Raw genomic sequence first — 14,854 nt, forward strand, 5'->3', positions numbered from 1 at the left:
AAATCCGGCGGGGTTTATTTATATATAGTCTGTGTTGTTATATAATTGAGACATGTTAGACATCAAGTTCATCCGAGAAAATGCCGATTTAGTGCAAAAGTCGGCAAATGATAAAGGCTATAAAGTTGATATTGCGGCGTTGTTGCAATTAGACGATGAGCGCCGCGATTTGCAGAAGCAGGTTGAAGCGTTACGCGAACAGCGCAATGCTATTTCAGCGAAGATGAAGGGCGGTCGACCAGATCAAGAGTTAATTGATCAGGGCAAGCAATTGAAAGTTGAGCTAGCAGAGCGTGAGAGTTATTTGAAATCGACCGAGGAAAAAGTTGCGGCAATTCTTAAAAACGTCCCGAATATCACTTTTGACGACGTGCCTTTGGGTGGTGAAGAAGATTCTGTTGAGGTAAAAGTTTATGGCGATTGTAAAACTGGTGCAAAAGACCATTTGGATTACGCCGTAAGTCGCGGTTGGGTGGATTTTGAGCGCGGCGCTAAGGTGGCTGGTGCGAAGTTTTATTATTTGAAGGGCGATTTGGCTTTGCTGGAAAATGCCGTAACTCAATTTGCCTTGGATTACGTAACAAAGAAAGGCTTCACATTTATGACCGTGCCTCATATGGTTAATTTACGAACAGCTGAGGGCGCAGGTTTTACTCCAAAGGGTGAGGGCAGTAACGAATATGTAGTTGACGGCGAAGATTTGACGCTAATTGGTACGGCGGAAATGCCATTAACCGGCTATCACGCGGATGAGATTTTGGACGAAAAAGATTTGCCATTGTTATACGCTGGGTATAGTCCTTGCTATCGAAAAGAGGCGGGAACATACGGCAAGCACACGCGTGGTCTGTTCCGAGTTCACCAATTTAATAAGTTGGAAATGTACGCATTTTGTTTGCCTGAGCAGTCTAAAGAAATTCATGAGAAAATTCTTAGCGTTGAGGAGGCGCTTTGGCAGCAAATTGGGATTTCTTATCACGTGGTTAATATTGCGGCGGGCGATTTGGGTGCGCCGGCTGCAAAGAAGTACGATATTGAATATTGGTCGCCAGTTGATCAAACTTACCGTGAACTGACGAGTTGTTCGAATTGTACCGATTATCAAGCTCGTGGTTTGAATATTCGAGTTCGCCGAGAAAACGGCGCAATTGAATCTGTTCACACTTTGAACGGAACTGCGGTGTCGCTGGCTCGTTCTCTGGTAGTGATTTTGGAGAATTTCCAGAATCCAGATGGAACTTTGACTGTCCCAGAGGTACTTCGTCCATATATGAATGGTCGTGACGTGATATAATAGAGAGCATACTAGTTAGTAGGAGGAGAAATGATTAAGGATATTACAATTACTGGCGTTAAATATGAGCTGAACGCCACAACAAAAAAATACGTTGAGCGAAAAATTGGTTCTCTGGGAAAATACTTGCCACGCCACGCGCGAAAAAGTGCGTCTGCAGACGTTAAGATTAAGCAGATTGACAATCCTGGCGGCAACAAGTACGAAGTTGAAGTTATCATCAATGTGCCAGATAAGAAAATTATAGCTAAGGATTCAACCATGAACGTTTTGGCTGCAGTGGATATTGTTGAAGCTAGGTTGAATGGTCAAGTTCGTAAGTACAAAGACGATGTGCTGGCTCACGTTGGCGGAAGTCGTGGGGTTTTGGCGAAGCTAAAGCAAACTTTCGGCCGAAAATAATTGATAGATGAAATTAGCAGGAAAGCGTTCAGATTCTGGGCGCTTTTTCTTTTCAAATTGCCCGAAAAAAGTTATAATAAAAGAAGTTTTTGAAAATGCCTGAAAGTGAGGGAGTTTTAAGGTTTATGGCAATTACACAACAAAAAGCGCTGAGTAAGATTTTTGGCGATCCACAGAAGAAGATTTTGAAACGATTGCGTAAGCAAGTTGACGTTATTAACGGTCTGAATGACAAATATGAAAAGATGTCCGACAAGGAGCTTCGGGCGCAGACTGATGAGCTGAAAAAGCGTTTGTCGAAGAAGAGTGTGACGCTTGATACGATTTTGCCAGACGCGTTTGCTGTAGCAAGGGAAGCTGCTAAGCGTGTGATTGGCGAGCGTCCGTATGACGTGCAGTTGATTGGCGGTATGGTTCTTCATGAGGGTAACGTTGCCGAGATGAAAACTGGTGAAGGTAAGACTCTTGTGGCGACATTGCCAACTTATCTGAACGCTTTGGAAGGCAAGGGTGTTCACGTGGTGACGGTTAATGACTATTTGGCTCAGCGCGACGCTGGCTGGATGGGTCAAGTGTATGATTTTCTGGGCTTGACCACCGGTGTGATTATTAACGAAGCGTCATTTGTCTATGATAAAGATTATGACAATGAGCATCACGACGACCCTCGAATGCGCAAGCTTCGCCCAGTTTCACGTAAAGAGGCTTACGCTGCGGACATTACGTACGGCACGAATAACGAGTTTGGCTTTGACTATTTGCGCGACAACATGGTTAATGACGTTGATTTGCTCAGGCAGCGTGAATTGAACTTCGCAATCGTTGACGAGGTCGACTCAATTTTGATCGACGAAGCTCGTACGCCACTTATTATCTCTGCTCCAGCGGCTGAAAATCCTGACAATTATTACACGTTTGCTAAAATCGCTGCGAAGTTGGTTCCAGAAGATTACGTTTTGGATGAGAAGCGTCGAAGCGTTGCTTTGACTGACGAAGGCGTTGAAAAAGTTCAGAAATTGTTGGGAATAAAAAACTTGTACACACCAGATCACGTGCGCAGTGTTTATCACATGGATCAGGCTTTGCGAGCACAGACATTATTCAAGCGCGACAAGGATTATGTTGTAACTAATGACGGCGAAGTAATTATCGTTGACGAGCATACTGGTCGTCTGATGCAGGGTCGTCGCTATAACGAAGGCTTACACCAGGCGATTGAGGCGAAAGAAGGTGTTCCTGTGCTGGAAGAAAGCATGACCTTGGCGACAATTTCATTCCAGAATTATTTCCGTTTGTATAATAAATTGAGCGGCATGACTGGTACGGCGTTCACTGAAGCCGAAGAGTTCCAGCAAATTTATTCACTTGACGTTATTCAAATTCCACCGAACAAACCAGTTATTCGCGAGGATAAGGAAGATCTGATTTTCAAGACTGAAAAGGCCAAACTTAAAGCTGTAGCTGAGGCGATTAAGGATTACCACAAGCAGGGTCGTCCTGTTCTGGTTGGTTCTGGTTCTATTGAAAAGAATGAACAAATTGCCAAATATTTGGAAAAAGAAGGCATTAAATTTGAGATTCTGAACGCTAAGAACAATGAGCGTGAGGCTGCGATTGTGGCGAAAGCCGGTGAAAAAGGTGCGATTACTTTGGCTACAAATATTGCTGGTCGCGGTACTGACATTAAGCTTGGCGAGGGTGTCAAGGAATTGGGCGGATTGGTTGTTATCGGTTCGGAGCGACACGAATCACGCCGAATTGACAATCAGTTGCGCGGTCGTGGCGGACGTCAGGGTGATCCAGGCGAGACTCAGTTTTATGTTTCGACCGAAGATGATTTGATGCGAATTTTCCAGGGCGAGCGAATTGCGTCGTTGATGGATAGATTGGGTGTTGATGATGATACGCCAATCAGAACTCGCGCCGTATCGAAAACATTGGAAGCGGCACAGAAGAGAGTTGAAGGCTACAATTTTGATACGCGCAAAAATGTTGTTCAATACGACAATGTGATTAACCGTCATCGTCGCGTCGTTTATGTTATGCGACGCAGGATTTTGGAAGGCGATAATATCAAGCCAGAAATTGAGCGTTTGCTGAAGGCTAAAGTTCACGAATTGACAACTCTTCCATCAAAGAATAATCCAAAGTTTGTCGAGGATTTCTCGGTTATTTTCCCGGTTGATAAGGAAAAAATTGAAAAGGTTGGCAAGGAGAAGAAAGATCGTTTGCGCTATGAGAAGGCGCTGGAGCTGGTCGAAGAAGCTTACGCAGAGAAAGAGCGTGAGATTGGCGCTGATGATTTGCGTGGAGTTGAGCGCGAAGTTTATATGGCGGTGTTGGATACATTGTGGATGCAGCATTTGGAAAATATGCAACATTTGCGCGAGGGCATTCACTGGCGAAGTGTTGGACAGCGTGACCCTTTGGTGGAATATCGATCAGAATCCCAGAAGTTGTTTGAGAGTTTGCAAGCTAATCTCCGCGATGAAGTTCTAGCAACGATATTTAATATCCATAAAGCCGACGCTACAGTTCGTCAATCTCAAGACGACGAATATGACACTGAGCTAACTAGGTTGGCAGAAAATGCCGTTGAGCGTGGCGTAAATGAAATTGGTTCGGGCGAGGAAAATCGTGACGATGACTTCTCTGTGAAAAAGGGTAAGACTAGCGCGGAATCAAATCGTGCGAAGAATCAAGCTCGAAAGAAGAAAAAGGCTCAGCGACAGAACCGTAAGAAAAATCGTAAATAATCAGAGAACTAGGCAATGAAACATACAGTTGAGGAAATTAGACTGAAGAATGGTGCGCGCGGCTTGTTGATTGACGTTCCAGATGCTACGGTAATGAGTTTTCAGGTGCAGTTCAGGGCGGGAAATCGCTACGTTCTGAATAAAGATATTTATGAAACTGCTCACATTATGGAGCATATGGCGTTCGGTGCGAATGAAAAGTTTCGTTCGGAGCACAATTACGAGCAGGAATTTACCAAGAACGGCGCCTATCACAACGCTTACACTTCTGACTATTCAATGGTTTATGAAGCGATTTGTGCGGATTTTGAGTGGGACAGGATTTTGGAGCTTCAGAGATTGGCTATTACAACGCCGCGATTCAACGCTGATGAGCTTGAGGCGGAAAAGGGCAATGTTCGCTCTGAATTGACTGGCTATCTCAACAATCATAACCGCGTGATGTGGCCGCGCATTCAGCAGGCGCTGGGTGAAGATATTTTGACGTATAATCAGCGCTTAAAAACAATTGCTAATATTGAGCTGAAAGACATTAAAAATCATCACAAGCGAACGCATACCTTGAAGAATATGCGGTTTGTGGTGGCTGGAAAAATGGCTGGACGAAAAGCGGCTATTAAAGAACATCTTGAGGGATGGCAATTAGAGACGGGCGAGCGGTTCGTTATTCCGCGCGATGAACCACGCAGGGCTAACCCAGTCTTAGTTAAGCGAAAAGAGGCGACGAATTTGACGTTTGGCTGGTCAATGATGATTCCGCGCGAGTTAAGTGATGAAGAAGTCACGGCCATGAACGCATTGAATCACATTCTGACCGGCACGATGAGCTCGAGGATTTTTGGCGCGGCTCGTAAAAAAGGCTTGGCGTATGGTATTTTTAGTGATACGTCGATTGGTTTTTACGATTCGGCTTGGGATTTTGGTGGACAAGTAAATGTTGAAACTGCAGAAAAGCTCTTTGATATTATCGTGAGAGAATTGAAGAAAGTTTTGGCTGGATCTATTTCCGAAGAGGATTTGGAAAGTGTGAAGTCATATTCGTTGGGTCGTTATCAAATGGGCGCTCAAACTGTTGGGCAAGTAAGTAATTTTTACGTAGGACGATATTTTGCTGATGATTTCGTGAGAGATTATGCCGCCGTTCCAGATTCTATTTTGGCGGTAACTCCTGATCAGTTGATTGAAACGGCTCGTCAATTTTTTGCATCCAACACGTGGACGTTGGCGGCAGTTACTTCGGAAGAAAAAGAGCTATTAACAAAGCTGTACGATAAGCTCGACAAGCTGTTTTAGGGTGTAATCGTAAATTGCCCGTGATATAATCAGGTTATGAAAATTGTCATTGCTGGTTTTGGTGTTGAAGGTCAATCTAATTTGCGGTATTTTCGAGAGAAGTTTCCGGAAGCTGATTTTTTGGTGGCGGACGAGCGTGAAAAAGTAGATAATTTGCCGGAAAATGTGGCTTATCAGACGGGATTTTCGGGGCTGGATGACGCGGATTTAATCGTTAGGTCGCCAAGTCTTCCGCCAAAAAAGATAAAGACTAACGGTCGAATTTGGTCATCTACTAATGAATTTTTTGCCAATTGCCCAGCGACTATAATTGGCGTGACTGGCACAAAAGGCAAGGGTACGACGTGTAGTTTTATCTCGTCGATTTTGCGTGCGGCGGGTAAAACTGTTCATTTGGTGGGAAATATTGGCGTGCCAGCTTTGGATATTTTGCCAAAAATTGAGAAAAATGACATTGTTGTTTACGAATTGTCCAGTTTTCAATTGTGGGATTTGCAGAAATCTCCGCACGTTGCTGTGGCGCTGATGATTGAGCCTGACCACTTGAACGTCCACGCTGATTTTAATGATTATTTGGCGGCAAAAGCGAATATTGCCAAGTTCCAAACCACGGACGATTATGTTGTCTATAATTCTCAAAATGAGTTTAGTTCGTCGATTGCAGATACGAGTTTGGCGCAGAAAAAGGAATATCCATTTGCTCTTTCGGACGATATAATTTCTGCGATTCGCTTGCCAGGGAGGCATAATGTCGACAATGCGTGCGCAGCGATAGCGGCGGTAAAGTCGATTTTGCCGAACGTGTCGGATGATGAGATAAAGAGGGGGCTTAGCGAGTTTACAGGGTTACCGCATCGACTGAAGTTTGTTGCTGAAAAATACGGTGTGAAATATTACGATGACAGCATTTCGACCACTCCGGGCAGTGCGATTGCGGCATTAAAAGCTTTTGCGGAGCCGAAAATTTTGATTTTGGGCGGCTCAGATAAGGGCGCAGACTACTCTGAATTAGCGAAAGAAATTGCCCGACAAAACGTGCGATCGATAATTATCAATGGTGCTAACGCTGATGAAATTAGGGAAGTTTTAAGGGAAGAAAAAGTTGATTGCGAGATTGTCCAATTGAATATGGCGGGAATGAAAGAAGTTGCCAAATCAGCCAAAAATAAAGCGCAATCTGGCGACGTGGTGATTCTTAGCCCAGCGGCTGCCAGCTTTGATATGTTTAAGAGTTATTCTGATCGTGGCGAGCAATTTGTCGCCGCCGTAGAAGAGCTTTAATCTTGATAGACTTCTGGTTTTAAGACGCCGATGTATGGCAAGTTGCGATATTGCTGGCGGAAATCCAGGCCATAGCCAACGACAAATTCATTCGGCGTATCGATGCCGACATAATCGGCTTTTGCGTCAACTTCGCGCCGCGCTGGTTTGTCTAATAGTGAGCATATTTTTACCGATGCGGCATTTTTTGCGGCAAATAATTCTCTTAGCGCCTGGGCGGTTCGACCGCTGTCAATTATGTCCTCAACTATTAACACATGTCTATCCGTCACGTCGGTATCCAAATCTTTGATGATTTTTACAGATCCAGAAGATTTTGTGTCGTCACCGTAGCTGGAAACCGCCATGAAGTCAATTTCCATATAGCAATCTATCGCTTGTATCAAGTCGATCATAAACGGCGCCGCGCCGCGTAAAATGCCCACGACAACAGGATTTTTATCTTGATAATCCTCGGTCAATTTTTTCCCAAGTTTTTGAACTGCCGTTTTTATATCTTCGTTCGTAAATAGAATTTTCTCAATATCTTTATCCATCTTTTTATTTTAACAGAGAATTGAGTGTTGAAAAATGGTACAATAAAATATATGCAACCGCTAAAAAAGAAAATTGGTGAATTAGAAAAAGAAATTGAACAGGCTAAAAAAGCGCTGAAGTTTTCTGATTTGGAGCAGAAATTGGCGGAACTGGACGATCAATTAAACCAGCCAGAAATTTGGAATAATCCTGATTACGCCCAAGAATTAACGAAACAGGCCGCCAGTCTTCGTCAGACCGTCGAGCCTTGGCAGACTTTGACGGTGCAGGTTGGTGATATGGTGGAGCTGATGGAGCTTGGCGATGACGATTTATTGCCAGAGTTTCAGGCGCAAGTTGCGGCGATTGAGAAGAGTTTTGATGGGCATAAAACCGATTTGCTATTCTCTGGCGAATATGACAATCGCTCGGCAATTATGCGCATTTCCGCTGGCGTGGGCGGGTTGGACGCGCAGGATTTTGCGGCGATGTTGGAGCGAATGTATTTGCGCTGGGCGGAAAAGTCTGGAATGAAGATTGATACGCTGGAACGCTCGACAAATGACGACGCTGGAATTAAAACGGTCGTTTTGGAGATTTCTGGATCTTTTGCTTATGGAAAATTGCGGTCGGAAAATGGCGTACATCGTTTGGTGCGATTAAGTCCGTTTAATGCGGACAACTTGCGGCAGACTAGTTTTGCACTTGTCGAGGTTTTGCCGAAAATTGACGCGCCCGATGAAATATCAATTGACCCGAATGACTTAAGAATTGATGTCTATCGTTCGGGTGGCAAGGGCGGTCAAGGTGTAAATACGACGGATTCGGCGGTTCGGGTGACGCATGAGCCGACAGGGATTACGGTGGCTATTCAGAATGAGCGCTCGCAGATTCAGAATAAGGAAACGGCGCTGAAGATTTTGCGGTCAAAATTGCTAGCGATGAAATTAGAGCAACACGCCGAAACTTTGTCTGACCTCAGGGCTGGCGAATCGGCAAACTGGGGTAGCCAAATTAGAAATTACGTTTTGCATCCGTATACGTTAGTTAAAGATACTCGTACAAAGCATGAAAACAGTAACGCTCAAGGTGTTCTGGACGGCGATATTGACGAATTTATCACGGCATATTTAGAACAAAATGCTAATTCTAAAAATATTTAGCTTATGGTATAATACTAGTAATGATTCTGTTAGATAGGGTAACGAAGAACTACGGAAAAAATAATAAGCCGGCGTTGAATCGAGCAAGCATTCATGTTGGCGCTGGTGAATTTGTGATTATTGTTGGTACGTCGGGTGCTGGCAAATCGACGCTTTTGAAGCTTTTGACTCGCGAAGAAAAGCCGAGCTCTGGAAAAATTGTGGTTGGCGGAATTGATTATGACAATTTGAAGGACAAGCATATTCCGCTGTTGCGTCGTAAAATTGGCGTGGTTTTTCAGGATTTTAAGTTGCTTCCGAATCGAACGGTGTTTGAAAATGTGGCGTTTGCGCTGGAAATTGCTGGAATGACAAATCGGGAAATTAAGGCGACTGTGCCGAAGGTGATTGAGCTGGTTGGTCTTAAGGGGAAGGAAAAACATTTTCCTCATCAGCTTTCTGGTGGTGAGCGTCAGCGTGTAGCGATTGCGCGTGCGGTGGTGCGCCAGCCGAAGATTCTGATTGCAGATGAGCCGACTGGAAACTTGGATCCGAAGCACAGCTGGGATATTGTTCGCTTGCTAGAAAAGATTAACAAGTATGGCACGACGGTTATTTTGACGACTCACAACGTGGAGATTGTCAACAAATTGAAGCGACGCGTTATTACAATTGATCATGGTAAAATCACCTCCGATCAGGCGAGAGGGAGTTATAAACAGTAATGAAATCATCAAAGTCTAACAAAAATAAAGAAACTATTCGTATACGTCAGCGCCGACGAGGTTGGTTGACGTTTGTCAGAATGTGTCGATATGGCATCAATAATTTTAGTCGTAATGCCTGGCTAACGATTGCTGCGACTGCGGTGATGAGCGTCACGTTGATTATTGTGTTTATAACATTATCAGCGCGTCAGGTTTTGGTTGATACCGTTTCAAACGTTTCCAGACGTGCCGATATGTCAATTTACTTAAAGGGTGACACGCCAGAAAAAACGATTAAAACGATTAAATCTCGAATTGAAAAATTAGATAATGTCGATAGTGTTAAGTATATTTCCGCGGAAGAAGCGCGTGAAAAGCAAGCTGAACAGTACAAGGACAATCCAGATACACTTGAGGCGATTCGCGAGTCTAGTAATGAGATGTCAGCAACGCTTCGTGTTTCCGTGAAAGAATTGAACAACCAGCAATCATTGAACAATTTTGTTAAAACTGATGATTTATATAAAAAATATAAAGACCCTAACAGGGAGCCGTCATTCTCGGGTGAACGCCAGCAGGCTATTAAAACAGTTGGCAATTGGGTGAGATTGGCGAGTATCGGCGGGTCAATCGCTACAGTTGTTTTCGTGGTGATTTCATCGCTTGTGGTCTTTAATACCATTCGCATGGCAATTTTCAACCGCAAGGACGAGATTGAAATGATGAAGTTGATCGGCGCAGAACGCAGTTTCATCAGGGGTCCGTTTATCGTTGAGGCCATAATGTACGGATTTATCGCGGCAATTATCGCAACGGTGGTTGGGTATGGACTGTTAATCCTTGCGCATGATCCGATGGTGAAATACGGAATTCCTATTGATAATCTTTTGAATCATCTAAAAATGTACGGCGTGTTGGTTTTCTTGAGTATGATTCTGGTTGGTGCGGCAATTGGCGTGGCGTCATCCTGGGTGGCAACTCGCAAATACCTTAAGTTGTAAAAGTCCTTGACATACTGATTATGCTTATGCTAACATAGACGTATGAAACTACGGTCCACCACACCAGTTTCGGCGTCATTAGTCAGCAGAGCGTCTCTGGTGGCGATGTCTGCATTGCTCGCTGGATCGGGCATTTTTGGCTTGGCATCACACGTATTGGCTCGCGACTATAACGCCGAAATTCAGGCAAAGCAACAAGAAGCAGACAACTATAATTCTGAGGCTTCGCGCTTGGGTGAGATGGCTGATAGTTTGCAGGCGGAACTTGATAAGATAAACGGACAAATATCAGCTATTCAGACACAGATTTCTGATAGCCAAAAGAAGATAAATAGCCTTAATGACCAGATAAAAAAGAACGAAGAGCTAATTAAGCACAATCGTAAAGCGATGGGGCGGATTTTGGCAGATTTGTATGTTGATGATCAGATTTCGCCGCTGGAGATGCTTGCTAGCTCAAAAAATATTAGCGATTACATTGACAAGCAAGAACAGCGTAATTCTTTGAAAACTTCATTGAATGATAAGATTAAAGAAATTAAGTCTTTGCAGAAAAAGTTGGAAGAGAATAAGAAGTCTGTCGAGAATACGCTTCGCGACCAAGAATTGCAGCGCAATGCAATGGCGGCTAAGCAATCTGAGAAGGCGAAACTGATTACTGATACGAAGAACGATCAGAATAACTATGCGGCGTTAGCTCAGAAACGTAATTCTGAGGTGGCGAAGTTGCGAGAAGAGCAGGCTGCAGCCAACCGACGAGCTCTTGGTGGCGGCAATGTCTCTATTCCAGGCGGCGTACCTGGCGGCGGCGGTTATCCTGGCGCCTGGGCGAGTGCTCCACTTGACGCTTATGTCGATCCATGGGGACTATACACGCGTGAGTGTGTGAGCTACGTGGCTTGGAAAATTCATAGTACTGGACGATACGTCCCGCATTTTGGTGGCGCAGGCAACGCAAATCAGTGGCCGTCAACTGCAGCGCGCTATGGTATTTCTAGCGGCTCAACGCCAAAAGCTGGCGCGGCAGCCGTGATGAATATTGGATATTACGGACACGTTATGTATGTTGAATCTGTCAATGGCGATGGAACCATTACTGTTAGTGACTACAACTTTGCCTGGGACGGTTTATATAGGCATTACACACGCTCAGCTTCAGGATTGACATACGTTTACTTCTAATCGGCATAAAGTGATATACAAAAACGCTCGTGTTAAACGGGCGTTTTGTAGTATAATAAGTATATGGTTACGGGAGAGAAAAGACAGCAATTAAGTTGGTTTTTGACGCTTGTTATTGTGGCTATTGTTAGCTTTGTGGCGGGAGCTCGCTCTGATGCGCTGTTTGCTAACGTGGCGTCGGTATTTGGCGTTAGAACTTCAAATAAGACGATTGACTTATCTAGCGTTCAAAAAACATATCAAGAACTGGTTGCTAATTATGACGGAAAATTGGATACTCAAAAGTTAATTTATGGCGCCAATCGTGGGCTAGTTGAAGCAGCTGGGGATCCTCATACGGCGTATATGGATCCTGATGAGACGAAGGAGTTTGACAAGTCATTAAGTGGGCAAATTGGCGGCGGAATTGGTGCGGAGATTGGTCTTAGGAATAATAAGCTAACTATCATAAAACCTCTGGAAAACAGTCCAGCTCAGAAGGCGGGAATTAAGGCTGGCGAGGTAATTGTTAAGGTGAATGATGAGGCTTCTTCTGACTGGTCAGTGGAAAAAGTTGTGAGTAAAATTCGTGGAGAAGTTGGTACATCTGTTAAATTGACGTTATTAAGTGGCGGTCAAACGCGCGAGGTGTCGGTTGTGCGTCAGAATATAGTTTCTCCGGCAGTAGAGTCGGAAATTGATGGAGAGATTGGTATTTTGAAAGTTAATCGATTTGGCGATGATACAGTAAGCTTGTCCAGAAAATACGCTTCGGAATTTGTTGAAAAAGGCGTTAAGAAGGTAATTTTGGACTTACGGAATAATCCTGGTGGAACGGTTGGGGCTGCTCAAGGGCTATTGGGTATTTGGCTGGACAATCAAATAGCTATGACCGAGCGTCGTGGCTCTGAAATAGTTAAAACGCTGCGTACAACTGGAACACCAATTCTGGGCAATATGAAGACGGTGGTACTTATTAATGGCAATAGCGCCAGTGCTAGCGAAATTACGGCTGGGGCGCTTCGTGAATACGGAAAAGCCACGCTGGTTGGGCAGAAGAGTTACGGTAAGGGAAGCGTGCAGATTGTGCTTGGGCTGCCTGGCGGGTCGCAAATGAAGGTTACGGAAGCTAGATGGTATACGCCAAAGGGTAAAAATATAGATAAAACTGGTATAGAACCTGATGTAAAAGTTGATCTTTCGTCGGACGATGTCAATAATAACGTAGATCCGCAGATGGATAAGGCGAAGTCGTTATAAAGCTTGTGTTTTTGGGCTGGACAACATAAAATGGAGATAGTATGAACGGACAAAAAAAGAAGATTTTACTAGTTGAGGATGATATGGCTCTGTCTGCGGTTTACAGGTCGCGGCTGGAGATTGAGGGGTTTGACGTTAGGGAAGCCAACAATGGAGAAGACGCTCTGTCTGCAACTGTTGAATATCGTCCAGATTTGATTCTTTTGGATGTGATGATGCCAAAAATTAGCGGCTTTGATGTCCTGGACATTCTTCGCAATACGCCAGAAACTGCTAACGTGAGGATTATTATGCTGACGGCGCTTAGCCAACCAAAGGATAAGGAGCGCGCTGAGAGCTTGGGCGTTGATGATTATTTGGTGAAATCCCAGGTTGTAATTGGCGACGTTGTGGCTCGCGTAAAGCATCATTTGGGCATTCAATAGAAGCTAAGCTGAGTAAAAGAAGTCATCCTCTACGGGGGTTGACTTTTTGCTTGTTTTTTGATATAAAGTAGTTATATATGGAAAAACCAAAACCAGCACAGAACCACGAACAAGAACGACCAAAAACATTGGAAGACTATGCAGTTAAGACTTTTCCTGTTGATACCGATCCAGATAATGCAAGGCGTCCACTAACCGTTATTCGCAGTGGTCAAGACGGAGAGGGCGTTAAGTATGACAGAGGTTGGAATCCTATTGGTATGTCGGTCGTGTGTGACACTGATTCTGAGGAGGGTATTGGTCCAATTAAGCTGCTTATGGAAGCATATAAACTGGTTGGAACTGATATTAAAACTGAGTTTGTGCCGTTGGAGGACATTCAGGGTCTAAATGAAGATTATATTAAGTATCTTTACGGAAAAACTCCCAAGGAAATGATTGAAGAAGCTAAGCAGATTTGGCGGCAGAAACATCCGGATAGTATGAGGATTGAGTCTTTGGCTCCAGGGGTAGGCTCAGACTCAGGCGCAGAAACCCCAAGTAATGGCTTGGTTGAAGATAATACCTCTGATCATGAGAAGCCTTTAGTGGATGAAGTTAGTCCTGCAATGGGAAGTGTGGCTGTTGAGGCTACTGGAATTAAAAAGCCGATAACGAATAAGGTAGAAATCAACGAGCCAGTTAGAGGGCCAGTGAAGACGAATGAGACTGGCGTCGGTTCACCAGCCTTGAGGATGACTAAAGAAGTTCTGGAGTCGATTGGGGCGATCAAAGTCAATGACTCAGTAGGTTCGCCAGCGGTTGAGTCAGCTAAAAAGCCAGCGGAGATAGATAAGGTGGGTATTAATCCAGCGGATTTGGTAGCAACCGAACCAGTTAAAAAGCCGGTGGAGACGGATAAGGCAAGCGCTGCTCCAGCAGATTTGCCAGCAGCTAAATCAGTTGAAAACCCAGTGGTTGAAAAGTCGATGGAAACGAATGAAGCCAATGCAGACATGTTACTTGAGGACTTTAAGTCTGTGATGAATGATTTTGAAAAAGACACAGAAGAGAATAATGGTAAGTTTTTTGCAAAGGTTCAATATATAACTGGAGAGCTGGATCGGTTTAGGGGGCTAATTAAATATAATCCAACAGCAGCAATGAATGATCCTGTGATCTCAGAGATGATAACATCTGAGCCGGATAGAATTAGAAATCTTGAAGATTCTAGGGCTGAGGATGCGAATGAATTTAAGAATAACATAAAGAGTCTTCTGGAGAGTCTAAAAAGTAAGATTGAAAATGATGACGAGCGTAGGCGTCTGGTTAAGATAACTGAGTATGTAGGTCAGATGGGTAAGGATAATGTAGTTCTGGGTGATACAACTAATAACTTGTTGGATAAATTAATAAGAATAAGACGTTATATTGAGGGGTGGCAGAATGACAGATGGGGAGCCGACGGCTATAAAAGTAATATATCTCAGGTGATTGGTGAAATTATTAGTGATTTGTCGACAGCTAGTGGGCACCGTCAGAATATCGTAGACGGTATTAAGAGAATTAAGAGTGAGGGATATTATCAAGAGAGGTGATTAATATTAAAATAACTCCGTGTTTACCGGAGCTATTTT

The 14,854-nt window shown here is 44.0% G+C and carries 13 protein-coding genes; 12 read left to right on the forward strand and 1 reads right to left on the reverse strand.

Going from position 1 to position 14,854, the window contains the following annotated elements; genetic code table 11:
• Positions 1–52 precede the first annotated feature (52 nt).
• The 5 genes from serS to murD all read left to right on the forward strand — a co-directional run bounded on the left by serS (position 53) and on the right by murD (position 7,026).
• Positions 53–1,294, forward strand: coding sequence for a serine--tRNA ligase (gene serS, locus LRM47_RS03445; RefSeq protein ID WP_243822805.1), 1,242 nt, complete (start codon positions 53–55; stop codon positions 1,292–1,294).
• A 30-nt stretch (positions 1,295–1,324) separates the two neighbouring features.
• Complete coding sequence (hpf, locus tag LRM47_RS03450) at positions 1,325–1,696, forward strand: ribosome hibernation-promoting factor, HPF/YfiA family (protein WP_129744703.1); 372 nt, start codon at positions 1,325–1,327, stop codon at positions 1,694–1,696.
• 125 nt (positions 1,697–1,821) lie between these two features.
• Positions 1,822–4,452, forward strand: coding sequence for a preprotein translocase subunit SecA (secA, locus tag LRM47_RS03455; RefSeq protein WP_243812524.1), 2,631 nt, complete (start codon positions 1,822–1,824; stop codon positions 4,450–4,452).
• Positions 4,453–4,467: 15 nt separating this feature from the next.
• Entirely contained in the window at positions 4,468–5,745 is a 1,278-nt protein-coding gene (locus tag LRM47_RS03460; protein ID WP_129637201.1) for a M16 family metallopeptidase, read from the forward strand.
• Between the two features lie 36 nt (positions 5,746–5,781).
• Positions 5,782–7,026, forward strand: coding sequence for a UDP-N-acetylmuramoyl-L-alanine--D-glutamate ligase (gene murD, locus LRM47_RS03465; protein ID WP_243812523.1), 1,245 nt, complete (start codon positions 5,782–5,784; stop codon positions 7,024–7,026).
• Here the strand turns inward: murD and hpt are convergent.
• Positions 7,023–7,562, reverse strand: a complete 540-nt coding sequence (hpt, locus tag LRM47_RS03470) for a hypoxanthine phosphoribosyltransferase (RefSeq protein ID WP_243822806.1) — start codon at positions 7,560–7,562, stop codon at positions 7,023–7,025. The genes murD and hpt overlap by 4 nt on opposite strands.
• A 51-nt stretch (positions 7,563–7,613) precedes the next feature.
• On the opposite strand from hpt, the gene prfB reads away from it, so the two are divergent.
• From prfB to LRM47_RS03505, 7 genes are all read left to right on the forward strand, one after another.
• The gene (prfB, locus tag LRM47_RS03475; RefSeq protein WP_243822807.1) at positions 7,614–8,705 is read left to right on the forward strand and encodes a peptide chain release factor 2; all 1,092 of its coding nucleotides are present in this window, start codon (positions 7,614–7,616) and stop codon (positions 8,703–8,705) included.
• A 20-nt stretch (positions 8,706–8,725) separates the two neighbouring features.
• Positions 8,726–9,409 (forward strand): cell division ATP-binding protein FtsE, encoded by a 684-nt coding sequence (gene ftsE / locus LRM47_RS03480; protein ID WP_129744749.1) that lies wholly within the window; start codon positions 8,726–8,728, stop codon positions 9,407–9,409.
• Positions 9,409–10,392, forward strand: coding sequence for a cell division protein FtsX (locus LRM47_RS03485; RefSeq protein WP_243812520.1), 984 nt, complete (start codon positions 9,409–9,411; stop codon positions 10,390–10,392). Before ftsE ends, LRM47_RS03485 begins: the two co-directional genes overlap by 1 nt.
• A 42-nt stretch (positions 10,393–10,434) precedes the next feature.
• Positions 10,435–11,574, forward strand: a complete 1,140-nt coding sequence (locus LRM47_RS03490; RefSeq protein WP_243812519.1) for a CHAP domain-containing protein — start codon at positions 10,435–10,437, stop codon at positions 11,572–11,574.
• A 63-nt stretch (positions 11,575–11,637) separates the two neighbouring features.
• Entirely contained in the window at positions 11,638–12,813 is a 1,176-nt protein-coding gene (locus LRM47_RS03495) for a S41 family peptidase (protein ID WP_243812518.1), read from the forward strand.
• Between the two features lie 41 nt (positions 12,814–12,854).
• Positions 12,855–13,238: a response regulator gene (locus tag LRM47_RS03500; protein WP_129632476.1), complete on the forward strand. Its 384-nt coding sequence runs from the start codon at positions 12,855–12,857 to the stop codon at positions 13,236–13,238.
• Between the two features lie 77 nt (positions 13,239–13,315).
• Entirely contained in the window at positions 13,316–14,815 is a 1,500-nt protein-coding gene (locus tag LRM47_RS03505; RefSeq protein WP_243822808.1) for a hypothetical protein, read from the forward strand.
• The last annotated feature ends 39 nt before the right edge of the window (positions 14,816–14,854 follow it).

Source organism: Candidatus Nanosynbacter sp. TM7-076 (assembly GCF_022828325.1).
In the GTDB taxonomy this organism is placed as follows: Bacteria; Patescibacteriota; Saccharimonadia; order Saccharimonadales; family Saccharimonadaceae; genus Nanosynbacter.